Below are 25,867 nucleotides of genomic sequence, written 5' to 3' on the forward strand. Positions count from 1 at the left end.
CCGATGGCGTCCGGCCCGTCCGAACTGCAGAAACGCGTCCTGTCGGGCGTGGTGATGATCGTGCTGGCGCTCGGCGCGCTCTATCTGGGCGGCCTCGTCTTCTGGGCGATGGCCAGCCTGCTCGCGCTGCTGATGATCCGCGAATGGGCGGGGATGATGAAGGCGGCGACGTGGAAGACCGGCCTTGCGCTGGTGCTGGTCGCGATGCTGATGGCCTATGGCCTTACGTTCGTCGACCGGCCTTTCTTCGCCGCGCATCGCGACCCGATCCTGTCGCAGGCCGGCGAACTGGCCGGCGCGGCGGCGATCCTGCTCGCGGTGGTGACGTTCAGCGCCCGGCTCGGCTGGGGGCTGATCTATGTCGTCTTTCCGGCGCTTTCGCTGGTGTTCCTGCGCGAACAGGAGGCCGGGCTGGCCCTCGCGCTCTGGACCCTGGTGGTCGTCTGGGCGACCGATATCGGCGCCTATTTCGCCGGCCGCGCGATCGGCGGGCCGAAGCTCGCGCCGCGGCTCAGCCCCAACAAGACCTGGGCCGGGCTGATCGGCGGCATGGTCGCGGCGCTTGCGTTCGGCGCGCTGGTCGCCTGGGTCGCCGGGCTGCCCGCGATCCTCTATGGCCTGGGCGCTCCGCTCGCGGTCGCGGCACAGATGGGCGACCTGTTCGAAAGCTGGCTCAAGCGGATTTCGGGGGTCAAGGACAGCGGCAAGCTGCTGCCGGGCCATGGCGGCGTTCTCGACCGGCTCGACGGGGTGGTGCCGGTGGCGGTGCTGATGGCCGCGGCGATCGTCGCGGGACTGATCCATGCACCCGCGTAGCGTCGCGATCCTCGGTGCGACCGGATCGGTCGGCTCGTCGACGCTCGACCTGATCGAGCGCGACCCCGACGCGTTCGTCGTCGAACTGCTCACCGCCCACCGCGACGCCGACAAGCTCGCCGCCGCGGCGATCCGCACCAACGCCAGGAAGGCGGTGATCGCCGACGAGGCCTGTCTTCCCGCTCTGCGCCAGGCGCTCGCCGGCACCGGCATCGCTTCGGCCGGCGGGCCGCAGGCGGTGGTCGACGCGGCGGGGGCAGGGGCCGACTGGACGATGGCGGCGATCGTCGGCTGCGCCGGGCTCGGCCCGGTGATGGCCGCGGTCGAGGCGGGGGGCACGGTGGTGCTCGCCAACAAGGAGCCGCTGGTGTCGGCGGGCGAGTTGATCCTCGCCGCCGCGCGCGCCAGCGGGGCGACGATCCTGCCCGCCGACTCGGAACATAATGCGATCTTCCAGTGCCTTGATCCTGCGGGCACGAAGCGTGTCCGCCGGATCATCCTCACCGGCAGCGGCGGGCCGTTCCGCGACTGGCCGCTCGAGCGGATGGCGGCGGCGACGATCGCCCAGGCGGTCGCCCATCCCAACTGGTCGATGGGCGCCAAGATCTCGATCGACTCGGCGACGATGATGAACAAGGGGCTCGAACTGATCGAGGCCGCCCGGCTCTTTCCCGTCGCGCCCGACCGGATCGAGATCATCGTCCACCGCCAGTCGGTGATCCATTCGATGGTCGAATATGTCGACGGATCGGTGCTCGCCCAGCTCGGCCCCTCGGACATGCGGGTGCCGATCGCGCACACCCTGGCCTGGCCCGACCGGATGCCGACGCCGATGCCGCCGCTCGACTTCGCCGCGCTGGCCCGGCTCGATTTCGAGGCGCCCGACGAGATACGCTTCCCGGCGCTGGCGTTGGCCCGGGCCGTGCTCGCCGCGGGCGGCGCGCGCCCGGCGATCCTCAACGCCGCCAATGAGGAGGCGGTCGCCGCCTTCCTCGCCGGCCGGATCGGATTTCTCGACATCGTGTCAACGGTTCGCAAAGTGCTTGACCGCTATGATCCGGCGGCGCCTGCCAGCCTCGACGATGTCTTCGCCGTGGATGCCGAGGCGCGTATATATGCGCAGGCGGCGATGGAGGTTATGGCGGCGTGATCGATCAACCTGGTATCCTGTTCTCGATCCTGGCTTTTCTGCTGGTGATCGGGCCGCTGATCTTTCTCCACGAACTCGGCCATTATTTTGCCGGGCGGATCTTCGGGGTGAAGGCCGACGCCTTCTCGATCGGCTTCGGCCGCGAGATCCTCGGCTATACCGATCGCCGCGGCACCCGCTGGAAGCTTGGATGGCTGCCGATGGGCGGCTATGTGAAGTTCGCTGGCGACATGAACCCGGCGAGCCAGCCGACCGACGAATGGCTGGCGCTCCCACCCGAAGAGCGCGCGATGACCTTCCAGGCCAAGCCGGTCTGGCAGCGTTTCCTGATCGTCCTCGCCGGGCCGGTGACCAATTTCCTGGTCGCGATCGCGATCTTCATGGCCTTTTTCGCGGCTTATGGTCAGCCGCGCACCCCGGCATTGCTGGCGGGCCTCGTCGAAAACGGCGCGGCCGCGAAGGCGGGGCTGAAGATCGGCGACCGCATCGTCGCGATCGCCGGACGCCAGGTCGACACGTTCGACGAAATGGCCGAACTGATCCGCTTCCGCCCCGACGAGCGGCTGCGCGTCGACTATCTGCGCGACGGCCGGCCGGGCACGGTCGATCTCACCACCACCGCCGATGTCGAGCGCGACCGCTTCGGCAACGAATTCCGCAAGGGTATGATCGGGATCATGTCGGGCCAGCCGGTGATCGAACCGGTGCCGCTGCTGCAACTGCCGGTGGCGGCGACCCGGCAGACCTTCTCGATCGTCCGCACGATGATCGACACGCTCGGCCAGATCATCACCGGGCGGCGCTCGGTCAAGGAACTGGGCGGCCCGATCAAGATCGCACAGGTCTCCGGACAGCAGGCTTCGCTCGGCGGCATGAACCTCGTCATGCTGATGGCCTTCATTTCGATTAATCTGGGATTCATCAACCTGCTGCCAATCCCGATGCTCGACGGTGGGCATCTGGCCTTCTACCTGTTCGAAGGCATCGCGCGCAGGCCCGTGCCGGAAAGGGCGATGGAATGGGCGTTTCGGTCGGGCTTGGCGGTGCTGCTCAGCTTCATGATCTTCGTTACGCTCAATGATATTCTGTCGCTCGGCGCGTGGGAACGGCTTGCCGGGTTGATCGGCTGACGAGGATCGGGCAGTGCATGCGCATTGCAAGGCCGTATATCGGAAACGAAGTGTTCATATCTTATTCAAAGGGCGGGGACGCGTGACGGCGACGACGACGAACTTCAATCGGTCTCGGCTCTTTTCGATGCTCATGGTCGGCACGACTCTCGGCGGTATCGCCGCTCCGCTGCAGGCCCAGAATGCCCCCGGCGCGACGCCGCCGGCGAAGCCCGCGGCTGCCGCGACGCCGGTCTATTCGGGCACGATCAAGACCGTGAACGTCGCGGGATCGCAGCGGCTCGAGCCCGACACGGTGCGCTCCTATGTCAAGCTGCGGGCGGGCGAGCCCTATACCCGCGAGGATCTCGACCAGGCGCTCAAGGATCTCTACGCGACCGAATTGTTCGCCGACGTCCAGATCCGCGACGACGGCACCGGCAATCTGACGATCCAGGTCCGCGAGAATCCGGTGATCAACCGCATCGTGCTCGAGGGCAACAAGCGGCTGAAGTCGGACAAGATCAACCCCGAGATCAAGCTGGCCGCGCGCCAGATCTTCACCCGCTCGAAGGTCCGCGCCGACGTCAACCGGATCATCGAACTCTATCGCCGCCAGGGCCGCTTCGCCGCCACCGTCGAGCCCAAGATGGTGCTGCTCGACCAGAACCGCGTCGACATCATCTTCGAGATCCACGAGGGCGACAAGTCCAAGGTCCGCAAGATCAACATCATCGGCAACGAGAAATTCTCCGACGGCCGCCTGCGCGGCGAGATGGCGACCAAGCAGACCGGGCTCACCAAGATCTTCTCGTCGGGGACGTCCTACGATCCCGACCGCATGTCCTACGATCAGCAGAAGATGCGCCAGTTCTACCTGACCAACGGCTATGCCGATTTCCGGGTGGTGTCCGCGGTCGCCGAACTGACCCCGGACAAGAAGGACTTCATCATCACTTATGTCGTCGAGGAAGGCGAGCGCTACAAATTCGGCGCGATCGACCTCGAAAGCGACATCCGCGACATCAAGGCCGCCGATTTCAAATATCTGCTGCCGATGCACAAGGGCGACTGGTACAACGCCAAGCTGGTCGAGGACACGGTCGACTCGATCACCGAGGCGACCGGCCTGTTCGGCTTCACCCCCGATGTCCGGCCCGACTTCTCGCGCGACAAGGACACGCGCGAAATGGCGGTGACCTTCAAGATCAACCAGGCGCCGCGCGTCTATGTCGAGCGGATCGATATCAACGGCAACACCACCACCCGCGACAAGGTGGTCCGGCGCGAATTCCGCCTGTCCGAGGGCGACGCCTTCAACAGCTTCAAGGTCAAGCGCTCGCGCGACCGCATCCAGTCGCTCGGCTTCTTCCAGGACAAGTTCGAGGTCGAACAGAAGCCCGGATCGCAGCCCGACCGCGTCGTGCTCGAAGCAAACGTCGAGGAAAAGGCCACCGGTCAGCTCCAGGTGTCGGCGGGCTATTCGAGCCTCGAGAAGTTCATCGTCGATCTGTCGATCCGCCAGAGCAACTTCATGGGCAAGGGCCAGGAGGTCCGCACCAGCGTCTCCTATTCGACCTATTCGAAGTCGATCGAGGCGGGCTTCACCGAACCCTATCTGTTCGATCGCAACATCGCGGTCGGTTTCGACGTTTTCCGTCGCGATTACAACAGCTTCAACTATCAGGGGCAGGATCGCAACACCACCTATCAGCAGACGACGACCGGCTTCCAGGTCCGTGCCGGCGTGCCGCTCACCGAATTCGTGTCGCTCGCGCTGCGCTATGGGCTGAGCTATGACGACGTCTCGCTCAACAAGTTCACCTTCTACACCAATGGCGCATGCGATCCGACGCTCGCCGGCCGCTATCTGTGCGACGCGATCGGCAAGCGGTTGACCTCGTCGACCGGCTATTCGCTGGTGTTCGACAATCTCAACAACCGCATCCGCCCGACCCGCGGCCAGCGCGCGATCTTCAGCCAGGATTTCGCCGGTCTCGGCGGCGACGTCCGCTATATCAAGACCGGGTTCAGCGCCGACAAATATTGGGGTCTCGGATCGGGCTTCGTGCTCTCGGCCGGCGCCGAGGGCGGCTATATCAAGGGGCTCGGACAGGCGATCCGCCTGACCGACCGCTATTTCCTCGGCGAACCGCAGATGCGCGGCTTCGGTATCCGCGGCATCGGTCCGCGCGTCCGGCGCTATCTCTACGACACGACCGTTCCGGCGGCGCCGGTGCTCGGGACCGACAAGAACAGCTATACCGACGACGCGCTGGGTGGCACGGCCTATTACAAGGCGCGGCTCGAGCTCGAGCTTCCGCTCGGCAATGGCGCGCGCGAACTGGGCCTGCGTCCGTCGATCTTCGCGGATGTCGGTGCGGTCTTCGGCATCAAGAATCCGTCGATCTCCGATGGCTGCACGATCAACGGCAACAGAATCAAGGGCGTGGACGGCGCGACGGATTCTTATTGCGTACCCACCACGCGGGCGCAGACGGACTCGCAAGGGCGGCAGCTTTATTTTACCGATGCGACGCAGACGGCCACCACGACCGATGTGACGGCCTTCATGGTTCCGAACCTGCCCTTGGGTGTCTACAAGGAAGAATTTTTCGGAGACAGCGCCAAGCCGCGCCTTTCGGTCGGTTTCGGCGTCAACTGGAACTCGCCATTCGGCCCGTTCCGCATCGACATCGCCAAGGCTCTCCTCAAGGAGCCCGGCGACAACACCAAACTCTTCACGTTCAACGTAGGGACCCAGTTCTGATGAAATCTCTGATCAAGATCGCGGCACTTGCCGCCGCCGCGCTTGCCCCGGTGATCGCCGCCACCCCGGCGGCGGCGCAGTTCGTCGCCGGCCAGTCGGCCGCGATGGTCAATCTCGATGGTGCGGTCAACCAGAGCGCGGCCTTCACCGCGGCGGCCGGTCAGATCAAGACCACCTATGCGACGCAGATCGCGGCGTTCGAAGCCCGTCAGACCGCGATCTCGAACGAGCTGAACCCGGCGCGTACCGAGATCGAGAATCTCCAGAAGAATCCGGCGACCCCGAAGGCGACGCTCGACGCGAAGATCGCGGCGTTCCAGACCAAGGCGCAGGGCTATCAGGCCGAACTTCAGCGCATGGCGCTGCCGTTCGCGCGCGCGCAGGCCTTTGCCAAGGAGCAGATCCAGGCCAAGCTCGAGCAGGCCGTTCGCGCCGCGATGGCCGCCAAGAAGGTCAACATCGCGCTTCAGCCCGACGCCGCGGTGCTGTGGCTGCCGACCGGCGATCTGACCCCCGACGTCATCACCCAGCTCAACGCGCTGGTGCCGAGCGTCTCGATCGCGGTCCCCGCCAACTGGCAGCCGGGCCAGGGCGTCGCTGCGGGTCAGCCGACCGGCCGCTGATCGACGGATGAGCGATACCGAAGCCAGCACCATGGGCCCGCTCGACATCAGGCGGGTCATGGCGTCGATCCCGCATCGCTACCCGATGCTGCTCGTCGACCGGGTCGAAGACCTCGTGATCGACGAGCGCATCGTCGCGATCAAGGCGGTGACGATCAACGAACCCTTCTTCGCCGGCCATTTTCCCGGCCGGCCGATCATGCCGGGGGTGTTGATCGTCGAGGCGATGGCGCAGGCGGCGGGGGTGCTGGCGGTAGAATCGCTCGGCCTCGCCGGCACCGGCAAGCTGGTCTATTTCATGTCGATCGACGGCGTGAAGTTCCGGACCCCGGTCGAACCCGGCGTGCTGCTCAGGCTCGACGTGCGCTTCCTCCAGAAGCGCGCCTCGGTCTGCAAGTTCGAAGGCAAGGCCTGGCTCGGCGAGAAGCTGGCGGCCGAAGCCAGCTTCACCGCGATGATCGCCGATCCGCCGAAGGACTGACCGCTCGGTTTCGCCATAAGAATGAAAGGCCGGCGAGCGATCGCCGGCCTTTTGCCTATCGGCTGCCCAGCAGTTCCACCGCGCGGTCGAGCACCGGATCGCGGCCCGCGCGGAGATCCGCGGCCGATGCGCTGACGGGGTAGGCGGGTACCAGCCCGACGGCTTCGAGGCGCGCGCCATGGCCGGTGCGGACGTCCTCCTCGGCGACCATCAACGTCCCGCCGTCGGGCAGGCGATGTTCGACCCCGGCGGTGACCCGCCCCGCGGTCGTCTGGCCGACGACGATGCCGAGACGATTGTCCTGGACGAAGGCCGCGAACAGTTCGGCGGCGCTGGCGCTATAGGGGCCGACCAACACCGCCAGCGGTCCGCCATAACGGATCTTCATCGCAACGGCATGGTCGACGTGCTTATGGTCCGCGCTCCCGCGCTGCAAGATCGCCGTCCCGGGCTCGAACATCCCGGCGACCCGGGCGAGGCTCTCCGCGGTGCCGCCATGGTTGTAGCGCAGGTCGAGGATCATGGCGGGTGGCGGCGCGGCAAGCTGCCCGGCGAGCCAGCGATCGATGCCGGCCTCGAAACCATCGAAGCGAAGCAGGGCGATCCCGCCCGGCAATATCCGTGCGCGCCGATCGGACTCGCCCCGCGCCGCCATCGCGGCCAGGTCGATCCGGATCGACCGGCCATGATCGTCGGCCAGCGCCACGATGACGTGGCTGCCGGGCGCAGCGGCTTCGGCATCGCCCGGCGGGCGACCGCCGACGCCGATCAGTTCGGCGCCGATCGCGACACCCGCACGGTCGGCGGGACCACCGCTCCGCACCGCGGTCACGCGCCACGCGCCTTTGCTCTCATAGGCCTCGAAACCCAGTGCGGCGGCGAGGTCGGGATCGAGCCGATGGCGCGACCCGGCCTGCCGACCGGCGGGCAGGGCATAGAGATGGCTGCTGTGAAGAGTGTCGAGCATGGCGTTGAGAGTCTTGTAGAAATCCCGATCGTCGGACGCCGCCAGCGCCTGCCCGCGGAAGCGATCGCGCGCGGTGCTCCAGGTCGCCCGGGTTGCGCTTCTATCCCAATAATCGCGGGTGACGATCGACCAGGCACGGTCGAAGGTCGCGGCATTCCGGGCCGCATCGCGGCTCGGCGTCGCGGCTGCCGCCAACAGCATCAGCAGGCACGGCGCGCCGAGCCACCTGATCATCGCCCGCCCGAAAAATCGCAGTCGAGCGTCAATCGATGGCTGATCGTCTCGAACGACAGCATATGGCAGCGATCGATCCGGTCGCGGCCGATCAGCACCACCGGCCAGGCGGGTTGTCGCCTGATCGGCCGCACCACGCTGATCGCGTCGTCCGGCGCATCGTCGGTCGGGTGCGTCGCGATCTCCTCGCGTCCGCCGAAGTCGGCGACCCGGGTGATCAGCCGGTCGAAGCCGAAGCCGGCGAGGGTGAACGACCGCGCGAAGCGGAGGGTCCGGCTCGGACGGGTGAGCCCGAAGGCGGCGGGGGTCTCGGCGCCGCCGGGTTCGAAGTCGCCGCCATAAGCGCGGGCGAGGATCGCGCCCGCCGCCTGGGTCGCGACGCTGTCGGCGCGATCGAACGAGAATTGGATCGATATCTGCGCCTGGCCGATCGTCACCGGCGCCTCGAGTCCGCGCATGTCGCTGTCGGTCATGGCAAGCTCGACCGTCTGTCCGGGCGTCGCGCCGGCCCGCACGAAGCGAACCTCGGCATAAGGCAGCAGCGACGGGCTGATCGTCCCGTCGACCCCGGCGCAACAGGGCCGGCCGTGCGAAGAGAGCAGCGCGATCACCGGCCGGCCGCCGATCGTCACCGGCGCCTCGGCCGATGTGCCGCGAACGATGTCGCGACCGACATAGGCATCGAACCCGGCGGCGAAGGCGACCGGCAGCCGTGCCGCGGCATCGGGATTGAGCTCGATCAGCGGCTTGGCCTCCAGGCCCACCCGGAGCCGCAGCGTCACCCCGGCGATCTTCGCCTCGACCACCGGATCGGCGATATCGAGCATGATCGTGCCGGTCGGCGGCCTCGGCTTGCGGGCCGCAGCCGGGCCGGCCAGCAGGATGATCGTCAGGAGGACGGCAAGCGGCTTCATCGCACCCGCGCCAACGGCCCGCCCGAACCCCGGTTCCCGGTCTCGCGACGTGCCCGATGAAGTAATTAAACGCTTACCTCCGGTTGCGCGGCCGGCTTGCGGTTGATAGCGGTCGTGCAAAGCGAGAAACATCGGAGGGGGCGGCTCGTCACAGGGGGTTAAGCCGATGGATTTCAGACAGGTTCTTTGCCGTGGTTCGGCCATGGCCGCAATGGCGCTGGCCGCCGCCTTCGCCGCGCCGGCACAGGCGGCCGATCCCTGGCCGATCAAGGTGGTGATCGTGACCACCTTCGAGGTCGGCGCCGACACCGGCGACGGGGTCGGCGAGCTCCAGCTCTGGGCCGAACGCGAGCATCTCGACGAGAAGATCGACTTTCCCGGCGGGGTCCATCCACTGCTGACCAACAAGGATCATAGCGTCGTCGCGATCGTCACCGGCATGTCGCTGGTCAATTCGGGCGCCTCGGTGATGGCGCTCGGCACCGATCCGCGCTTCGATCTGACCAAGGCCTATTGGCTCGTCGCCGGCATCGCCGGGGTCGATCCCGAGGACGGCACGATCGGCACCGCCGCCTGGGCCAATTATGTGTTCAACGACGTCACCAAGTCGATGGACATGCGCGAGGCGCCCGCCGGCTGGCCGTACGGCCTCTATCCGGCCGGATCGCACGCCCCCAACACGCTGCCCGAACAGAAGGAGGATTATGGCCCCGACGGCCCTTATCCCGAGGTGTTCCCGCTCAACCCGAAGCTGGCCGCCTGGGCCTACGGCCTGACCGAGGACGTCAAGCTCGTCTACACCCCCGAAATGGCGGCCGCCGCCAAGGAATGGACCGGCTTCCCCAACGCGCAGAAGCCGCCGCGGGTGATGATCGGCGACAGCGTCACTTCGAACCATTATTGGCATGGCAAGGCGCTCAACCAATGGGCGAACGACTGGGCGCGGCTGTTCACCGGCGGCAAGGGCGAATATGTCATGACCCAGATGGAGGACAGCGCGATCGCCGAAGCGATGACCCGCCTCGATCGGATGAAGAAGGCCGATTATGACCGGCTGATGGTACTGCGCACCGGCTCGAACTATTCGACCGGCAAACCCGGTCAGACCACGCTGGAATCGGTGATGGCGCCTTATCCGGGCAAGGGCATGCCCGCTTATGAGGCGGCGTATCGCGCGGGCAGCGTGGTCGTCCACGAACTGGTCGCCAACTGGCCCCGTTATGCGGACAGGACCCCGGAATAGGGGGCGTCGGCATTCGCTTCCCCCGTCATTCCGGGCTTGACCCGGAATCTCTTTGCCTTGCGCGGGAGCAAGAAGAAGGGAGATCCCGGATCAAGTCCGGGATGATGGGTTAAGTCAGCGCCGATTGGCACGATAGCCGAGCGACGAAACAGCGCGAACGACGACCGCGAACCGGCTTCAACCTTCGGGTAACCGGTCCGCGCTATGACGATCCGACGTGCGGGAAGCCTTCCGCACGGTCGGAGGATTGTCCGTTTGCGCCTGCCCTTGATCCAGCCCGATCCGCCCAGGCTCAGCGACATGGCCGACGCCTTGCGCCGGGTCGAGGCGTCGGGGGTGTTCAGCAATGGCGGCCCGGCGGTGCGCGCCTTCGAGGCCGATGTCGCCGCGCGGCTGTTCGGCGGCCTCGGAACCTGTCTCGCCACCGGCAATGCCACCGTCGCGCTGATGATCGCGCTGCGCGACGCGGTCGCATCATGGCAGGCGCACAACCCGTCCGGCGAGCGGCCGATCGCGCTGATGACCAGCTTCACCTTCGCCGCCGCCGCCCATGCCGCCTTGTGGGCCGGGCTGACGCCGCTGCTGTGCGACTGCGATCCCGAGGACTGGACGGTGTCGGCGCGCGAGGAGGAAAGGCTGCTCGCGCTCCATGGCGACCGGATCGCGGTGGTCGTGCCCTATGCCGCCTTCGGCACCGACATCGATCTCGACCGTTATCGCATGCTCACCGACCGGCACGGCGTCGCGGTGGTGGTCGACGCCGCCTCCTCGCTCGGTACGATCGACGCGAAGGGCAGGGGCTTCGGCACCGGCTGCCCCTTTCCGGTCGTCTTTTCGATGCACGCGACCAAGCCGTTCGCGGTGGCCGAGGGCGGGCTGATCCACAGCACCGACGCCGATCTCGTCGACCGGCTGCGCCGCATGACCAACTATGGCTTCGGTGCGACCCGCGCCGCCGATCTGCCGGGTCTGAACGCCAAGCTTCCCGAAGTCCTTGCGCTGATCGCCAGCGCCCAGCTCGATCGCATCGACACGCTGGCCGAGCATCGTTCCGCGCTCCACCAGCTCTACCGCACCGAACTTGGCGACGGCTTCATCCTGCAGCGGCCTCGCGCCCGCCGCCAGGCGATGCAGTTCCTGCCGTTGCTGCTGCCCGACCATGCCGCGCCGCGCCGGGCGGAGATCGCCGCCGGGCTCGCCGCGCAGGGCATCGGGTCGGGCAGCTATTTCAGCCCGCACCTCGCCCAGCAGCCTTATTTCGCGCAAAGCTGCCTCGTCGAACCGACCCCCGAGGCCGACGCGCTCGGTGCGCGGATGTTGTCGCTGCCGCTCACCGACCGGATGACCCAAGCCGATGTCCGCGAGATCGCCGGCCACGTGCAACGGCTCTGCGCCCGGCCGGCACCGCGATCCGTCGTTCCGGCCACGCCTGCCGTCGCCTCGACGATGATCGTCGGCGGCGGGCCGGCCGGCACCGCATTGCTGATCGCCGCCGCCCGCGAAGGCCGGCTCGAGGCGCTCGCCCGTTCGGGCCTGGTCCTGGTCGAACGTTCGGCGGGCATCGGCGACGGCGCGCTCGGCGGTTATGCGATCCCGTCCGACAGCAGCGCCGACACCTTCCTCAGCGCCGCGCGCACCGACCATCATGATCTGGCGGCGCTGCTCGACGGGGAGGCCGCGCGCATGATCGCGGCGCATCGCGACCGGCTCGGCGTGCCGCTCCATCTGCTCGGGCCCTTCCTCCGCGCGGTTTCGAACCGGCTGGCCGAGGTCGTGCGCGCGCATGGCGGATCGGTGCTGACCGGCCAGGAGGTGCGCGGCGCGCGCCGCACCCCGGGCGGCGACTGGCGGGTCGATCTCCACCGCGCCGACGGCAGCCGCACCGCGATCGTCGCGCGCAACCTCGTCGTCGCGACCGGCGGCGAACAGCCGCTCTCGGCGCTCCAGCATGAACAGATCGGCGGCTCCTCGCTGGTCGGCCAGGCGGGCCACCGCCTGGTCCAGTCCGACGATCTGCTGGCGACCGGCGGCATCGATCGCATCGCGGCGCGGCTCGACGGCCGCCGTGCGCCGCGGATCGTCGTCGTCGGCGGCTCGACCAGTGCGCTGGCGACGGTGAGCCTGCTGCTCAAGGCCGGACTGCCGCTCGGCCATGGCGCGATCGGCCTGCTCCATCGCCGGCCGTTGCGCCCCTTCTATCCGTCGGCGGAGGCGGCCTATGCCGACGGTTATGACGATTTCGATGCGGCGGACATCTGCCCGGTCAGCGGCTTCGTTTATCGGCTCGGCGGCTTCCGGCTCGACGCACGCGAACTGGTGCTGCGGATGCTCGGGATCGGCGGACGCGAACCCGATCCGCGCGTCGCGTTGCACCGGCTGGCCGACGGTGTCGACCCGGCGGCGCTGGCGTTGATCGAGCGCGCCGACCTGGTCGTATCGGCGCTCGGCTATCGCCCACGCGCGATCCCGCTGTTCGGCACCGACGGCCGGGCGATCGCGCTCCAGGCCCGGGCCCCTGGCCGTCTCGCGATGGTCGATCGCCAATGCCGGCTGCTCGACGCCGATGGCCGGCCGGTTGCCGGCGCCTTCGGCATCGGCCTCGCCGCCGGCTTCGTTCCCAGCGGGGCGCTCGGCGGCGAACCGAGCTTTCGCGGCCAGGCCAATGGGCTGTGGCTCTGGCAGAACGACGTCGGGTCGCTGATCCTCGATCAGCTCGGCGAGCGCGCCGCACGGGCGGTGGCATGACCATGACATCCTCGCATCCCACGGTCAGCGTGATCATGGCCGCCTATAATGGCGGCGCATTGATAAGCGAGACAATCCAGAGTCTTGTCGCGCAAAGCTTCGACGATTTCGAGCTGATCGTCGTCGACGACCGTTCGACCGACGACACGCTGGCGGTGATCGAGCGCTGCACCGATCCGCGCATCCGGGTGCTGGCGTCGGAGACCAACCGGGGGCCCGTCCGGGCGCGCAACCGCGGCTTCGCGGCGGCCCGTGGTCGCTATGTCGCCGCACTCGACCAGGACGATATCTGCCATCCCGACCGGCTGGCGCGACAGGTCGCCTATCTCGAAACCCATGATGACGTTGTGCTGGTCGCGACCGCCGCGTCGCAACTGCGCGGCGGCGAGATCTTCCCCGGACGGCGCCCGACGGTAACGACCCCGGCGCTGCTCGACTGGCTGCTGCTGCTCCAGAACCCGCTGATCTGGTCGTCGGTGATGTTCCGCGCCGAGGCGATGGCCGCGCTCGATCCGGTGACGCGGCCGGAACATCTCTATGCCGAGGATTTCGACTTCTATCACCGCATCCGCGCGCTCGGCCGGATCGCCCGGATCGACGACGAACTGACCATCTATCGCCGGCACGAGGGCGGCGCGTCGCAGCGCCACGAGGCGATCATGACCGCCAGCGCCTGTCGGGTGCTGACCGAGGCCTATCGGCCGATCTTCGGCGAGGGCGCGGCGGCGAGCGCCGATCTCGTCGCGCGCCTGATCCTCGACGGACAGCCGCCCGCCAGCGACCATGAACTCGCCGCCCTCGGCCATGTCGTCGCGCGGCTCAAGGCCTATGGCCGCGGCCGCTCGGGGATCGACCGGGCCTCGGCCGATTTCATCGCGCATGAGGCGTCGAAGCTCTGGTGGCTGTCGGCCGGGCGCGGCGTGCGCGCCGGGCTGATGTCGGTCGGTGCGGCGCTGGCCGCGCGGCCGTCGGGGATCGCCAGTGACGGGCTGTCGCCGGCGGCGCTGCTCCAGTCGGCGATCGTCGGCAAGGGCCGATCGCTGCTGCGCCGCGCCGCGGCCTGACATGGTGGCAGCCCCGGCGTTGCGGCTACCCATGATCCGTGCGCTGGCCTGGCGCTCGGGCAGCCAACTCGTCGCCCAGCTGATCACATGGTCGGCGACTTTCCTCGTGATCCGGCTGCTGTCGCCGGCCGATTACGGCCTGTTCGCGCTCACCCAGCCTCTGCTCGCGCTGTTGGCGATGCTGGGCGGCGAAGGGATCGCCGCGGCCCTGATCCGCGAGAAGCAGCTCGACCAAGGCCATATCCGTCGGGTGTTCGGCTTACTGATCCTGCTGAATCTCGCACTCGCGATCGTCCAGTGCCTCGCCGCGCCGGTCGTCGCGGCCTGGTGCCGGCAGCCGATCGTCGCCGATCTGCTGCGGGTCCAGGCGCTCGCTTATCTCGCGGTTCCCGCGACCGTGCTCGGCCGGGCGCTGCTCAGCCGCCGGATGGACTTCCGGTCACAGGCGCTCGCATCGCTCGCGGCCGCGATCATGTCGGCCGCGGTCGGCGCGATCGGCGCTTTGTCCGGCTGGGGGATATGGACGCTGGTCGCGGCGCCGCTGGCGATGGTGGCGACCCGCGCGGCGCTGCTGACGATCGGCGCCCGGCTCTGGTTCCGCCCGCGGTTCGGATGGACCGGGATGGGCGCGCTCGCCCGGTTCGGCATCGCGCTGACCTGCAGCCAGCTATTATGGTTCGGGCAGGTCCAGGCCGATGTCCTGATCGGCGGGCGCTGGTTCGATCCGCACCAGCTCGGCCTCTACACCACCGCTCTGTTCCTCGCGCAGATCCTCACCGCCAAGTTCATGCCCGCCTTCAACGAGGTCGCCTATGCCGGCTATGCCCAGGCGGTGGGCGAAGGCGGACAGGCGGTCGCGATCGCCTTCACCGGATCGGTGCGGATGGTGATGGCGATCGCGCTGCCCTTCTATGCCGGGATGGCGCTCGCCGCCGAGCCTTTGGTCGCGGTGGTGCTCGGCGATCACTGGACGGGCACGGCGCCGATCGTCCGCGGACTGGCGGTGGCGATGCCCTGGGTGACGCTGCAGATCATGTTCTCGCCGGTCACCAACGCGCTCGGCCGGCCGATGCACGCGGTCTATGGCGCCGCCGCCGGCTGCCTGATCATGCCCGCGGCGTTCGCGGTCGCCGCACCGCATGGCGCCCAGGGTTTTGCCTGGGCGTGGATCCTCGGCTTCCCGCTGCTCGCGATCTTCACCGCGGCGATCTCGCTGCCGGTGATCGGGCTGCGGCCCTCCGCGCTGGTCGCGGCGATCGCGCCCGCAGCCGGGGCGACCCTGGCGATGAGCGCGGCGATCGTCGGCATCCGTCCGCTGCTCATCGCCGGCGGTCCGCTGCCGACGCTGGTCGCCACCGTCATGTGCGGCGTCGTCGCCTACGGACTCTCCCTCGCGCTGCTCTGGCCCGCCGGCCTGCGTCATCTGCGTCTTGCTTCCTTGCGGGCGGTCCCTACGGTCTGAGCGCCGGAACGGGTCGGAGGGGATGATGACGAAAGCGACCGATTTTGCCTTCCTGCACGGTGGCGGGCAGGGGAGCTGGGTGTGGGACGCGGTGATCGCCGCGCTCGACCGGCAGAGCGACGGTGACTATGGCCGGGCGCTCGCGCTCGACATCCCCGGCTGCGGCGTGAAGCGCGGTCGCGACACCGCCGCAATCGGCCCCGACGAGGCCGCCGACGAACTGATCGCCGATATCGTGGCGGTCGGCTTGCGCGATGTCGTGCTGGTCGGCCACTCGCAGGCCGGATCGATGATGCCGCGGCTTGTCCAGCGCGCGCCCGATCTGTTCCGCCGGCTGATCTACATCACCTGCTCGGCGCCGCTGCCCGGCCAGAACCCGATCACCCTGATGGGCGACAGCCGCCATGGCGAGCATCCCGACCAGGTCGGCTGGCCGCTCGACCCCAGGCGCCATCCGCACGCCGAACAATATCCGCTGATGTTCTGCAACGACATGGCCGCCGACGAGGGAGCCGCCTTTCTGGCGCGGCTGGGTCCCGACATGTGGCCGATGCCGGTCACCCTGGCGACCGACTGGCGCTATGACGGGCTCGACCATGTCCCCGCGACCTACATCGCCTGCCTGCAGGACGGCATATTGCCCTTGGCCTGGCAGGAGCGTTTCGCCGAGCGCTTCGGCGCCGAACGGATCGTCCGCCTCGATGCCGGCCATCAGGCGATGAACACCCGCCCGCAAGGGCTCGCCGAGATCCTGCTGGTCGAGGCTGCGCGATCGTGACGGCCGGTGGGCTAGACGCGAACCTGCCCTCAACCGTCATGCTGAACTTGTTTCAGCATCCACTCTGATACTCGGGAACGGCCCCTTGTCGCACGGTGGATCCTGAAACAAGTTCAGGATGACGCAGGTGAGGTGCGCCGACCACCACTCAAGCGAAGAAGAGCCGTTGACGCTATGTGTCGCGCGAGTTGACCAGGCCCTTCGACAGCTTGTCGAGCAGTCGGTCGAGCGTCGCCAGCTCGCTCTCGTCGAGCATCGCGAACACCTCTTCTTCATAATCGGCGACCGCGGCCGCCAGATTCTTGAGGACCGGTTCGGCGGCGGCGGTCACGTCGACGCAATAGGCGCGGCGATCCTGGGGGTTTTCCTTGCGCTCGAGCAGCCCGTCGGCACACATCCGGTCGATCAGCCGCCCCGCGGTCACGTCGGTGACTTCGAGCAGGCTGGCGATGTTGCGCTGGGTGACCCCGGGATTATGCGCGACGGTGGCGATCAGCATCCATTTGGCGCGGGTGACCCCCATCGCCTCGACACGGGTATCGAAACGCTGCCGCATCTGCCGCGCGAGCACCGCCAGCTTGACGCCGATCGAGCGCCGGCGATTGTCCGGCGGCAGGTTCAACCTGAGCCGGCTCGGCTGGCCGTCGGCGTCCTTGCGCTCGGAGAGGATGTCGGTCTGGCTCACACGCGCTCGATGATGATAGCGGGGGCCATGCCGCCGGCGGCGCACATCGTGATCAAGCCGCGCTTGAGGTCGCGGCGCTCGAGTTCGTCGAGCACCGTGCCGATCAGGATCGCACCGGTCGCGCCGATCGGATGGCCGAGCGCGATCGCCCCGCCATTGACGTTGATCTTCTCGCGATCGATGCCGAGGTCGCGGATGAACTTCTCGACCACCACCGCGAACGCCTCGTTGACCTCCCAGATGTCGATATCGTCGACGGTGAGGCCGGCCTTGGCCAGCACCTTCTTCGCCGCGGGCACCGGCGCGTTGAGCATCAGCGTCGGATCGTCGCCGATATTGGCGGTCGCGACGATCCGCGCGCGCGGTTTCCAGCCCTTCTTCTTCGCATAGTCGGCCGAGGCGAGCAGCAGGCCGGCGGCGCCGTCGACCACGCCCGACGAGCTGCCGGCATGGTGGACCGGCACGATCTCGATCCCCGGATAGCGCTGCTGGATATATTCGGCATAGGTGGTGCCGCTCTTGTCGGCGGCCATGTTGGCGACCTTGGCGAAGCTCGGATTGAGGCCCGCCAGATCCTCGGCGGTGGTGTTCGGCCGCGGGAATTCCTCATGGTCGAGCACGACATTGCCGTCATCGTCGACGACCGGCACCACCGACCGGGCGAAACGGCCCTCGGCGATCGCCACCCCGGCGCGGCGCTGGCTCTCGAGCGCATAGGCGTCGAGTTCCTCGCGGCCGATGCCTTCGAGTGCGGCGATCGCATCGGCGGCGACGCCCTGGTTCGACTGGGGATGCGTCTTCTGGAGGCGCGGATTGCCGAGGCCGCCGAGATTGATCCCGGCGCCGATGATCTCCCCCACCGTCGCATTGACATAGGACATCATCTCGGTGCCACCGGCGATGACGAGATCTTCCATGCCCGACATGATCTGCGCGGCGGCAAGGTTGGTCGCGGTCAGCCCGCTGCCGCAGAAACGGTCGAGGGTGACCCCGCTCGCCTTGACGTCATAGCCGGCGTCGAGCGCGGCCATCCGGCCCATGTCGCCACCCTGCTTGCCCATCTGCGCGCTGGTGCCCCAGATGATGTCGTCGACCTCGGCGGTGTCGATGTCGTTGCGTTCCTTCAGGGCCTTCAGGACGGTCGCGGCGAGGTGCTGGGGATGCATCACCGAAAGCGCGCCCTTGCCCACCTTGCCTATGCTGCGCGGCGTACGAACGGCATCGATGATATAGGCTTCGGACATCCTGCTTCCCGTGTTGGATTGGCGCGACCTTTGCGCGATCTCAAGATTGGCACGCTTTTCCAACGAAGAAAAGCGCAGCGGCCGCTTTGCGCGCAGCATCGCCCGCCCGTTCTCGATAACGCGGGAGCGATGTCGGCTGCGGCATTACCGGCCTGTTTTCAAGGTCTGCGGCTGGCGTTCGGCCGGGCCGTCTGCTGTATGAACGGTTCCGTCGAATCGATGCGCAGGCGTCGACCCGGTGTCGGAAAATATCTCCATTGATGAAGGCCGGGCGCCGAACGGCCGCTCGGGACAGGCCATGACGCTCCCCGAAACCCGCACCGCCGATGCCGAAGGCTTTTACCCGATCCGGGTCGCCGCGGTCGAACGCGAAGCGAACGATGCGGTGTCGATCATCCTCGATCTGCCCGCCGCGCTCGAACCGCATTTCGCCTATCGCGCCGGCCAATATGTGACGCTGCGCGTCACGCTCGACGGCAAGGCGTTGCGGCGCTGCTATTCGATGTCGACCGCGCCCGAGACCGATCGGACGATGCGGATCACGGTCAAGCGGGTCGGGGACGGCCGGGTCTCGCGCTGGATCAACGACCAGCTCGAGCCCGGCGACATCGTCGACGTCATGCCGCCGGCGGGCATCTTCTGCCTGCGCCGCGACGAGGGGCCGTTGCTGCTGTTCGCGGGCGGCAGCGGCATCACCCCGATCCTGTCGCTCGCCAAGGCGGCGCTGGCCTCGACCGCGCGGCCGGTGACCTTGGTCTATGCCAATCGCGACCATGGCTCGACGATCTTCGCGGGCGAACTCGATGCGCTCGCGACCGCGCATGGCGACCGGTTGCGGCTGATCCACTGGCGCGATGCCGACCGCGGATTGATCGACAAGGCCGCGGTCCGTGCGCTCGGCGTGCTGGTGCCCGATGCCGATCTCTATATCTGCGGGCCGGCGGGCTTCATGACCGTCGTCGAGGCCGCCGCGCTCGCCTCGGGGGCCGATCTCGACCACATCTTCACCGAGCGGTTCGTCTCGCCCCCCGACGAGGACGAACTGGCGGTGCCGACCGGCGATGCGGTGACGCTGAGTCAGGTCTGCGAAAGCCTGGTGATCACCTTGCGTGGCAAAGAGCATGTCATCCCTTATGAGGCCGGCGACACCATCGTCGAGGCCGCGCGCCGCGCCGGGGTCCATCCGCCGGTCTCATGCCAGATGGGCGCCTGCGCCACCTGCATGGCGAAGGTCCTGACCGGCAGCGTCGCGATGTTCTGCAACGACGCGCTCACCCCGGCCGAGGTCGAGCAGGGCTATATCCTCACCTGCCAGGGACTGCCGACGTCCCGCGAGGTCAGCGTCCTGTTCGAAGACTGAATTTCGCGAGGTCGCGCCCGTCGCCAAGCCGTTCGCGATGCGATAAGGACGCGCGCAACGGAGCCGCGGGGGCGACAGGATCGCCGGCACGGCACGACGCGAAGAGGAAACAAGGTGTCTGAAGTCGAAATTTCGCCGATCGAGCAGATCATCGCGGAGGCCCGCGCCGGGCGCCCCTATATCCTGGTCGACGGATCGGATCGCGAGAATGAGGGCGCGCTGGTCATTGCCGCGCAGTTCGGCGGCGCCGACATCGTCAATTTCATGGCCACCCATGCCCGCGGCCTGATCTGCCTCGCGATCGATTCCGATCGTGCGCAGCAGCTCGATCTGAGCCCGATGGCGGCGCGGAACCAGTCGGGGCAGGGCACCGTCTTCACCGTCTCGATCGAGGCGCGCGAAGGGGTCAGCACCGGCATTTCCGCCGCCGACCGCGCGCGCACGATCGCGGTCGCGGTCGATCCGGCAATGGGCAAGGCCGATCTCGTCTCGCCCGGCCATGTCTTTCCGCTCGTCGCCCGCGACGGCGGCGTGCTGGTGCGCGCCGGTCAGGTCGAGGCCGCGGTCGACATCTCGCGGCTCGCCGGGCTGATCCCCGCCGGGGTGATCTGCGAGGTCATGAACGAGGACGGCACGATGAGCCGGCTGCCCGAACTCATGGACTTCGCCCGCGCCCACGGGCTGAAGATCGGCACGATCGCCGACCTGATCTCCTATCGCCGCCGCACCGAATTCCTGCTCGAACGCGTCGCCGAGGAGCCGTTCTCGAGCCATTATGGCGGCGATTTCCGGATCATCGTCTATCGCAACCGGATCGACGGCGGCGAACATGTCGCGCTGGTGCGCGGCACGATCCGCGCCAATGTGCCGACGCTGGTGCGGGTCCACCAACTCGATCTCACCGCCGACGTGCTCGGCTGGGACGCCGCGCGGCGCGATTATGTGCCGCAGTCGATCCGCACGCTCGCCCGGCATGACGGCCCGGCGGTGGCGGTGTTCGTGCGCGACCCCGATCTCGCCTCGATCTCGCGCCGGATCTCGGGCGGACGCCAGGCCTATTCGGACAATAACAGCCAGCGCGATTACGGCATCGGCGCGCAGATGCTCAAGGATCTGGGCGTCCACGAGATGATCCTGCTGACCTCGAGCACCCGCAAGCTCGCCGGGCTCGAAGGCTTCGGGCTCAAGATCGTCGATCGCAAGCCGGTGACCGAGGATCAGGGCGCGCGGCCGCTCCGGTGATCGACGCCGAACCGATCGCCCGCCGCTTCGACGTCCACGGGCTCGCGCTCAACTATGTCGACTGGGGCAATGACGGCGCGCCGATCGTCGTCCTCGTCCATGGCGGGCGCGACCATGCTCGCAACTGGGATGCGGTGGCACGGGCGCTGCGCCCCGACCATCATGTCGTCGCCCCCGATCTGCGCGGCCATGGCGACAGCGGCTGGTCGCCCGACGGGGCCTATTCGGGGCCGTTCTTCGTCGAGGACCTCGCGGCGTTGATCGATCATGTCGGCGGAGGGCCGGTGATGATCGTCGCCCATTCGCTGGGCGGCGCGATCGCGCTGCGCTATGCCGCGCTCTTCGCCGAGAAGGTCAGCCGGATCGCTGCGATCGAGGGGATCGGCCTGACCGCGGCCTACAAAGCCGAACCGGTCGAGACGAAGTGGCGCAACTTCGTCGAGGACCGCCGCCGGATCGGCGGACGGCCGGCCAGGACCTATCCGACGATCGAGGCGGCCCAGGCCCGCATGCAGGCCGAAAATCCCCGTCTCAGCCCCGAACAGGCGCACCATTTGACCGTCCATGGCGTGCGCGAGCAGGCCGATGGCAGCCTTGGTTGGAAATTCGATCCCTTCCTGCGCGCACGCTACCCGGTCGACATCGACAATGACGACCAGCGCCGGCTGTGGCGGCAGATTAGCTGTCCGGCCTGGCTGGTCCATGGCGGCGAGAGCTGGGCCGACCATCCCGACCTCGACGGCCGCGCCGCCGAGTTCCGGGACGCGCGCGTCACCAGCTATGAAGGCGCCGGCCACTGGGTCCATCACGACCGCACCGAGGCGTTCATCGCCGACCTTCTGGCGTTCCTGCGCGAAGGGCGTTGAGGTCAGGCGAACTTGGATCCTCCCCAGCAAAGCTGGGGAGGGGGACCACCCGAAGGGTGGTGGAGGGGTGATGCAGAAGCTCAACGATTAGCTATGGCTTCACGGTCGGAAGCCCCCTCCACCATCCTGCGGATGGTCCCCCTCCCCATGCAGGCATGGGGAGGATCGAGTAAGGCGCAGCTCCCTCAACCGTCGCCGCGCCCACCCGTCTCCGAAGGCCGCCGCTCGGTCGCCCAGGCGGCGCGATTATCCTCGACGGTCTTGACCGCCCGATCCCAGAAGGCCGGATTGCCGGCGAGCAGCTTGATGTCGAACGCGCCATGCGCGCGGAATTCGAGGATTTCGAGCCCGGCGGGGCCGGGGGTATAGGTATAGGGCGTACCGGCGCCGACGAAGAAACCGTCGCCCGCGCCGAGCTCCTCGCGCCCCATCCGGAGCGATCCGGCGACGATATAATAGAGACAGTCGGTGTCGTGGGCGTGGCGGGGCAGGGGGTAGAAGCTCTTGAACCAGGCATAGGACAGGCTGAAATCGCCCGCGGCGAACAGCAGCCGGTTCTCGTGGCCGGCCTCGATCCCCGCTTCCATCATCCGCCGCCCGCCGTCGGCGGCCGCGTCGGACATCGGTGCGCGGGTCATGATCGGAATACCGTCCTCGGGCCGGGCATCGGCCTTGCGGAAGATCGCGAAGGGCGTGCGTTCGCCGAGTTTCACCTGGTCGTTCATGTCGGTCTCCACGCGTTCGGGATCAGAAGGTTCGCATGCTGATTTCCTGCACCGTGCTCGCGAGCAGCCGGCCGCTGCGGTCATGGATCGATCCGTTGACCAGCCCGCGCCCGTCGGCGGCCCACGGACTTTCGGTGCGGTAGAGCAGCCAGTCGTCGACCCGCAGCGGTGCATGAAACCACATGCTGTGGTTGAGGGTCACCACCGCGATCGCCGCGGCCTGCGCCGGCGGGAAATGCAATGCGGCGGCGGTGCCGGCGAACCAGAAATCGGACATGAACGCCAGCAGCGCCTGCTGGTCGCGCGGATCGGCCAGCGCCGCCCCCGACGCCATCCGGAACCAATAATCCCGCTTCGGCTCGGTCATCTTTTCGAAGAAGATCTTCTCGGGCTCGATCAGCCGCAGCTCGATCGGAAAGGTCGCACCATAGGTCTCCGCCAGCGCCCGGGGCAGCTTGTCGCCATGCACCGCGATGAAATCGCTCAGGCTCTGCAGCGTATCGGGATCGGGCGGCATCGCGCCGTCGAGAAACTGGTGCGCGGGGCCGGGCTCGGGGTCGTGGAACGAGCACAGCATGTCGAAGATCGCTTTGCCGCCCTGCGACGCGCGCACCCGGCGCGAGGCGAAGCGGCGGCCGTCGCGGGTGACCTCGACCTCATAGTCGATCGGCTCGCCGGGGGCGCCCGCGCGCAGGAACAGCGTCGACAGATTGTGCGCCGGCCAGTCGGGCACCGTCCGCTGCGCCGCCGACAGCGCCTGCACCAGCGGCTGTCCGCCGAAGATCGCGCCGCGGCTGTTGTCGAAATTCTTCACGCTGCGGAAATGCCGCTCGGACACCGTCTCGAGCGCCAGCAATTCGGTGGCGCTGATGCTCAGCGCCGGTCCTTCGGTCATCGTCGATCCTCGGCCTGTCCGGTCTTCAGACCCGCCACCCTCGCAGCTGATTGCCGGCGTCGCAATGGACCAGCTCGCAATTGATGAAGCGCGCGTCGTCCGATGCCAGGAACAGGCCGAGCTTGACGATGTCGTCGGCGGTGCCGTGCAGTTTCAATATCTGCATCGACTGGATGCGGTCATAGGTCGCATCGGGCAGGCTGGCCTTGTTCGCCGGGGTCTCCATCAGCCCGGGGGCGATCGCGTTGACCCGGATGCCGTCCTTGCCGAAGCTGTGCGCCATCGCATAGGTCATCGAATTGAGCGTCGCCTTGGTGATGCCATAAGCGGTGCCGGGGACATGGCTCGCCATCGACGACTGGTTGATGATCACCCCCTGCGCCGCCGCGAGCTGCGGGCGCAGCGCCTGGGCGAGCAGCAGCGGCGCGACGCTGTTGACCGCGAAGAAGTGCAGCCATTTGGCTTGGCTCAGCGTCTCGAAAGAATGAGCGATCTCGCCATAAGCGAGCCCGGCATTGTTGATCAGCACGTCGATCCTGTCATGGCGCGCCGCGACCTCGGCGGCGAAACCGTGAATCTCGGCCTCGACGCCCAGGTCGAGCGTGTGGATCGAGCTGTCGGCGCCGATCTCCGCGAGCAGCTTCTGCGTCTCTTCGAGCCCGGCCAGGTTCATGTCGGCGAGCACCAGCCGCGCACCTTCCTGCGCGAAACCGAGCGCGAAGCCGCGCCCAAGTCCACCGGCGGCGCCGGTGACCAAAACGGTTTTGTCCTTGAAACGCTCGGCCATGGTCGATCCTCCCTCATGTCGTTTTGCGCGCGCCCCCGTCCTGCATCCGTCCCACGAGCGCTGAGTTGGGCCTCTCCCTCCTCCGTCATTCCGGGCTTGACCCGGAATCTCTTTGCCTTTGGCGGCCGAAAGAAGAAGTGAGATCCCGGATCAAGTCCGGGATGACGGTGCTATTTGGGAACCCGCATCACGCCGTCGCTCAGCCTGCCAGTTCGCCCAACAGATCGAGCACCTGCTTGGCATGCTCATGCCGGCACAGCAGCAGGTCGGGCAGATAGACGTCCTGGTTGTTGTAGACCATCGGGCTGCCATCGATCCGCGAGCAGTGCAGCCCATAAGCCCGCGCCACCGCGATCGGGGCGGCGCTGTCCCACTCATACTGGCCACCGGTGTGGAGATAGATGTCGGCCTCGCCGCGAACGATCGCCATCGCCTTGGCCCCGGCCGAGCCCATCGGGACGAGCTCGGCGCCGAGCTTCTCGGCGACCGCGACCGCTTCCTTGGCGGGGCGGGTGCGGCTGACGACCATGCGGAGCCTGGCCGGCGCCGGCGGGACGGCCTCGACCTGGTCGGTGCGCAGCACGAGGTCGAGCCCGGGCAGCGCCACCGCGCCGATCTCGGCGACCCCGTCGATCGCCAGACCGACATGGACCGCCCAGTCGGTGCGGTGCTCGCCATATTCGCGGGTGCCGTCGACCGGATCGACGATCCACACCCGCGACCTGGCGAGCCGCTCGGGATTGTCCTTTTCCTCTTCCGACAGCAACCCATCCTCGGGCCGCTGCGCGCGCAAGGCGTGGACGAGGAACTGGTTGGCGGTCTGGTCGCCCGCCTTGCCCAGCGCCTTGTCGGGGAACATCCCCGACTTGCGCACCTCGAGCAGGATCCGCCCCGCCACCTCGGCGAGGTGCGCGGCGAGTTCGGCGTCGTTCAGCGCTTTGCTGTCCTCGCTCATGGGATGAGCTTCGCGACGATCGCGTCGGCGGCTTCTTCCGCGGTCATGCCGGTGGTGTCGATGCGGATCTCGGGGTCCTCGGGGGCTTCATAGGGGCTGTCGATCCCGGTGAAGTTCTTGAGCTGCCCGGATCGCGCCTTGGCATAGAGGCCCTTGACGTCGCGCGCCTCGGCCTCGGCCAGCGGCGTGTCGATATGGACCTCGATGAACTCGCCCGGCGCCATCATCTCGCGCACCATCTGCCGTTCCGAACGGAACGGCGAGATGAAGGCGGTGATCACGATCAGCCCGGCATCGGTCATCAGCTTGGCGACCTCGCCGACGCGGCGGATATTCTCGACCCGGTCGGCATCGGTGAAGCCCAGATCCTTGTTGAGGCCGTGGCGGACATTGTCGCCGTCGAGCAGGAAGGTGTGGCGGTTCATCCGCGCCAGCTTCTTCTCGACCAGGTTGGCGATCGTCGACTTGCCGGCACCCGAGAGCCCGGTGAACCACAGCACCGAGGCCTTCTGGTTCTTGAGCGCGGCATGGCTGTCGCGGCCGATGTCGGTCGCCTGCCAATGGACGTTCTGGGCGCGACGCAGGCTGAAATGGATCATGCCGGCAGCGACGGTGGCGTTGGTGATCTTGTCGACGAGGATGAAGCCGCCGAGCGTATGGTTGTCGCCATAAGCTTCGAACACCAAAGGCTTGTCGGTCGACAGATTGGCGACCCCGATCGCGTTCAGCTCGAGCGTCTTGGCCGCGAGCTG

At 67.8% G+C, this 25,867-nt stretch carries 23 protein-coding genes; 14 read left to right on the forward strand and 9 right to left on the reverse strand.

Annotation, left to right across the window (positions count from 1 at the left end; translation table 11 throughout):
* Positions 1–3 precede the first annotated feature (3 nt).
* From AC1RM6_RS26970 to fabZ, 6 genes are all read left to right on the forward strand, one after another.
* Entirely contained in the window at positions 4–816 is an 813-nt protein-coding gene (locus AC1RM6_RS26970; protein ID WP_493107092.1) for a phosphatidate cytidylyltransferase, read from the forward strand.
* Complete coding sequence (dxr, locus tag AC1RM6_RS26975) at positions 803–1,966, forward strand: 1-deoxy-D-xylulose-5-phosphate reductoisomerase (RefSeq protein ID WP_493107094.1); 1,164 nt, start codon at positions 803–805, stop codon at positions 1,964–1,966. The genes AC1RM6_RS26970 and dxr overlap by 14 nt, the downstream gene beginning before the upstream one ends.
* Positions 1,963–3,096, forward strand: a complete 1,134-nt coding sequence (gene rseP, locus AC1RM6_RS26980; RefSeq protein ID WP_493107096.1) for an RIP metalloprotease RseP — start codon at positions 1,963–1,965, stop codon at positions 3,094–3,096. The genes dxr and rseP overlap by 4 nt, the downstream gene beginning before the upstream one ends.
* 127 nt (positions 3,097–3,223) lie before the next feature.
* Positions 3,224–5,845, forward strand: coding sequence for an outer membrane protein assembly factor BamA (bamA, locus tag AC1RM6_RS26985; protein WP_493107098.1), 2,622 nt, complete (start codon positions 3,224–3,226; stop codon positions 5,843–5,845).
* Positions 5,845–6,468: an OmpH family outer membrane protein gene (locus tag AC1RM6_RS26990; protein ID WP_493107100.1), complete on the forward strand. Its 624-nt coding sequence runs from the start codon at positions 5,845–5,847 to the stop codon at positions 6,466–6,468. The genes bamA and AC1RM6_RS26990 overlap by 1 nt, the downstream gene beginning before the upstream one ends.
* A 7-nt stretch (positions 6,469–6,475) precedes the next feature.
* Positions 6,476–6,949: a 3-hydroxyacyl-ACP dehydratase FabZ gene (gene fabZ / locus AC1RM6_RS26995; RefSeq protein WP_493107102.1), complete on the forward strand. Its 474-nt coding sequence runs from the start codon at positions 6,476–6,478 to the stop codon at positions 6,947–6,949.
* 55 nt (positions 6,950–7,004) lie between these two features.
* Here fabZ and AC1RM6_RS27000 read toward each other — a convergent pair whose 3' ends face one another.
* Together AC1RM6_RS27000 and AC1RM6_RS27005 are read right to left on the reverse strand one after the other, a co-directional pair.
* On the reverse strand, positions 7,005–8,150 hold the full coding sequence (locus AC1RM6_RS27000; protein ID WP_493107104.1) for a S41 family peptidase: 1,146 nt from the start codon (positions 8,148–8,150) through the stop codon (positions 7,005–7,007).
* Positions 8,147–9,064: a hypothetical protein gene (locus AC1RM6_RS27005; RefSeq protein ID WP_493107106.1), complete on the reverse strand. Its 918-nt coding sequence runs from the start codon at positions 9,062–9,064 to the stop codon at positions 8,147–8,149. Before AC1RM6_RS27005 ends, AC1RM6_RS27000 begins: the two co-directional genes overlap by 4 nt.
* A 202-nt stretch (positions 9,065–9,266) precedes the next feature.
* Between AC1RM6_RS27005 and AC1RM6_RS27010 the strand changes: the two genes are divergently transcribed.
* The 5 genes from AC1RM6_RS27010 to AC1RM6_RS27030 all read left to right on the forward strand — a co-directional run bounded on the left by AC1RM6_RS27010 (position 9,267) and on the right by AC1RM6_RS27030 (position 16,356).
* Complete coding sequence (locus tag AC1RM6_RS27010; protein WP_493107108.1) at positions 9,267–10,307, forward strand: purine nucleoside permease; 1,041 nt, start codon at positions 9,267–9,269, stop codon at positions 10,305–10,307.
* Positions 10,308–10,562: 255 nt separating this feature from the next.
* Positions 10,563–13,052, forward strand: coding sequence for a DegT/DnrJ/EryC1/StrS family aminotransferase (locus tag AC1RM6_RS27015; RefSeq protein WP_493107110.1), 2,490 nt, complete (start codon positions 10,563–10,565; stop codon positions 13,050–13,052).
* Positions 13,049–14,116: a glycosyltransferase family 2 protein gene (locus tag AC1RM6_RS27020; RefSeq protein WP_493107112.1), complete on the forward strand. Its 1,068-nt coding sequence runs from the start codon at positions 13,049–13,051 to the stop codon at positions 14,114–14,116. Before AC1RM6_RS27015 ends, AC1RM6_RS27020 begins: the two co-directional genes overlap by 4 nt.
* 31 nt (positions 14,117–14,147) lie before the next feature.
* The gene (locus AC1RM6_RS27025) at positions 14,148–15,578 is read left to right on the forward strand and encodes an oligosaccharide flippase family protein (RefSeq protein WP_493107114.1); all 1,431 of its coding nucleotides are present in this window, start codon (positions 14,148–14,150) and stop codon (positions 15,576–15,578) included.
* Between the two features lie 25 nt (positions 15,579–15,603).
* Positions 15,604–16,356: an alpha/beta fold hydrolase gene (locus tag AC1RM6_RS27030; RefSeq protein WP_493107116.1), complete on the forward strand. Its 753-nt coding sequence runs from the start codon at positions 15,604–15,606 to the stop codon at positions 16,354–16,356.
* Between the two features lie 172 nt (positions 16,357–16,528).
* Here AC1RM6_RS27030 and AC1RM6_RS27035 read toward each other — a convergent pair whose 3' ends face one another.
* Positions 16,529–17,041, reverse strand: coding sequence for a MarR family winged helix-turn-helix transcriptional regulator (locus AC1RM6_RS27035; RefSeq protein WP_493107118.1), 513 nt, complete (start codon positions 17,039–17,041; stop codon positions 16,529–16,531).
* A complete protein-coding gene (locus AC1RM6_RS27040; protein ID WP_493107120.1) occupies positions 17,038–18,285 on the reverse strand; it encodes an acetyl-CoA C-acetyltransferase in 1,248 nt (415 codons plus the stop codon). Before AC1RM6_RS27040 ends, AC1RM6_RS27035 begins: the two co-directional genes overlap by 4 nt.
* Before the next feature lie 298 nt (positions 18,286–18,583).
* Between AC1RM6_RS27040 and AC1RM6_RS27045 the strand changes: the two genes are divergently transcribed.
* The 3 genes from AC1RM6_RS27045 to AC1RM6_RS27055 all read left to right on the forward strand — a co-directional run bounded on the left by AC1RM6_RS27045 (position 18,584) and on the right by AC1RM6_RS27055 (position 21,753).
* The gene (locus AC1RM6_RS27045) at positions 18,584–19,645 is read left to right on the forward strand and encodes a 2Fe-2S iron-sulfur cluster-binding protein (RefSeq protein WP_493107122.1); all 1,062 of its coding nucleotides are present in this window, start codon (positions 18,584–18,586) and stop codon (positions 19,643–19,645) included.
* Positions 19,646–19,759: 114 nt separating this feature from the next.
* A complete protein-coding gene (ribB, locus tag AC1RM6_RS27050; protein WP_493107124.1) occupies positions 19,760–20,887 on the forward strand; it encodes a 3,4-dihydroxy-2-butanone-4-phosphate synthase in 1,128 nt (375 codons plus the stop codon).
* Complete coding sequence (locus AC1RM6_RS27055) at positions 20,884–21,753, forward strand: alpha/beta fold hydrolase (RefSeq protein WP_493107126.1); 870 nt, start codon at positions 20,884–20,886, stop codon at positions 21,751–21,753. Before ribB ends, AC1RM6_RS27055 begins: the two co-directional genes overlap by 4 nt.
* A 185-nt stretch (positions 21,754–21,938) precedes the next feature.
* Here the strand turns inward: AC1RM6_RS27055 and AC1RM6_RS27060 are convergent, their stop codons facing one another.
* From AC1RM6_RS27060 to cysC, 5 genes are all read right to left on the reverse strand, one after another.
* Complete coding sequence (locus tag AC1RM6_RS27060) at positions 21,939–22,478, reverse strand: cupin domain-containing protein (protein WP_493107128.1); 540 nt, start codon at positions 22,476–22,478, stop codon at positions 21,939–21,941.
* A 22-nt stretch (positions 22,479–22,500) separates the two neighbouring features.
* Positions 22,501–23,373 carry an acyl-CoA thioesterase gene (locus AC1RM6_RS27065; protein WP_493107130.1) on the reverse strand — a complete coding sequence of 291 codons (873 nt, stop codon included), beginning with the start codon at positions 23,371–23,373 and terminating at the stop codon, positions 22,501–22,503.
* A 25-nt stretch (positions 23,374–23,398) separates the two neighbouring features.
* Positions 23,399–24,160, reverse strand: a complete 762-nt coding sequence (locus AC1RM6_RS27070; RefSeq protein ID WP_493107132.1) for an SDR family NAD(P)-dependent oxidoreductase — start codon at positions 24,158–24,160, stop codon at positions 23,399–23,401.
* 199 nt (positions 24,161–24,359) lie between these two features.
* A complete protein-coding gene (locus AC1RM6_RS27075; RefSeq protein WP_493107134.1) occupies positions 24,360–25,115 on the reverse strand; it encodes a 3'(2'),5'-bisphosphate nucleotidase CysQ in 756 nt (251 codons plus the stop codon).
* A partial coding sequence (gene cysC, locus AC1RM6_RS27080) for an adenylyl-sulfate kinase (RefSeq protein ID WP_493107135.1) occupies positions 25,112–25,867 on the reverse strand: 756 nt, incomplete at its 5' end. The genes cysC and AC1RM6_RS27075, both read right to left, overlap by 4 nt.

It is taken from the genome of Rhizorhabdus sp. GW822-FHT03C02 (genome assembly GCF_058801765.1).

What these genes read in the sequence shown, in the direction of transcription:
- AC1RM6_RS27000 (WP_493107104.1), bottom strand. Translation starts at nt 8,150, where the DNA reads ATGATCAGGTGGCTCGGCGCGCCGTGCCTGCTGATGCTGTTGGCGGCA.
- AC1RM6_RS27075 (WP_493107134.1), bottom strand. Translation starts at nt 25,115, where the DNA reads ATGAGCGAGGACAGCAAAGCGCTGAACGACGCCGAACTCGCCGCGCAC.
- AC1RM6_RS27005 (WP_493107106.1), bottom strand. Translation starts at nt 9,064, where the DNA reads ATGAAGCCGCTTGCCGTCCTCCTGACGATCATCCTGCTGGCCGGCCCG.
- AC1RM6_RS27030 (WP_493107116.1), top strand. Translation starts at nt 15,604, where the DNA reads ATGACGAAAGCGACCGATTTTGCCTTCCTGCACGGTGGCGGGCAGGGG.
- dxr (WP_493107094.1), top strand. Translation starts at nt 803, where the DNA reads ATGCACCCGCGTAGCGTCGCGATCCTCGGTGCGACCGGATCGGTCGGC.
- fabZ (WP_493107102.1), top strand. Translation starts at nt 6,476, where the DNA reads ATGAGCGATACCGAAGCCAGCACCATGGGCCCGCTCGACATCAGGCGG.
- AC1RM6_RS26970 (WP_493107092.1), top strand. Translation starts at nt 4, where the DNA reads ATGGCGTCCGGCCCGTCCGAACTGCAGAAACGCGTCCTGTCGGGCGTG.
- AC1RM6_RS27025 (WP_493107114.1), top strand. Translation starts at nt 14,148, where the DNA reads ATGATCCGTGCGCTGGCCTGGCGCTCGGGCAGCCAACTCGTCGCCCAG.
- AC1RM6_RS27060 (WP_493107128.1), bottom strand. Translation starts at nt 22,478, where the DNA reads ATGAACGACCAGGTGAAACTCGGCGAACGCACGCCCTTCGCGATCTTC.
- AC1RM6_RS27040 (WP_493107120.1), bottom strand. Translation starts at nt 18,285, where the DNA reads ATGTCCGAAGCCTATATCATCGATGCCGTTCGTACGCCGCGCAGCATA.
- AC1RM6_RS27020 (WP_493107112.1), top strand. Translation starts at nt 13,049, where the DNA reads ATGACCATGACATCCTCGCATCCCACGGTCAGCGTGATCATGGCCGCC.
- bamA (WP_493107098.1), top strand. Translation starts at nt 3,224, where the DNA reads ATGCTCATGGTCGGCACGACTCTCGGCGGTATCGCCGCTCCGCTGCAG.
- AC1RM6_RS27070 (WP_493107132.1), bottom strand. Translation starts at nt 24,160, where the DNA reads ATGGCCGAGCGTTTCAAGGACAAAACCGTTTTGGTCACCGGCGCCGCC.
- AC1RM6_RS27045 (WP_493107122.1), top strand. Translation starts at nt 18,584, where the DNA reads ATGACGCTCCCCGAAACCCGCACCGCCGATGCCGAAGGCTTTTACCCG.
- AC1RM6_RS27065 (WP_493107130.1), bottom strand. Translation starts at nt 23,373, where the DNA reads ATGACCGAAGGACCGGCGCTGAGCATCAGCGCCACCGAATTGCTGGCG.
- AC1RM6_RS26990 (WP_493107100.1), top strand. Translation starts at nt 5,845, where the DNA reads ATGAAATCTCTGATCAAGATCGCGGCACTTGCCGCCGCCGCGCTTGCC.
- AC1RM6_RS27010 (WP_493107108.1), top strand. Translation starts at nt 9,267, where the DNA reads ATGGCCGCAATGGCGCTGGCCGCCGCCTTCGCCGCGCCGGCACAGGCG.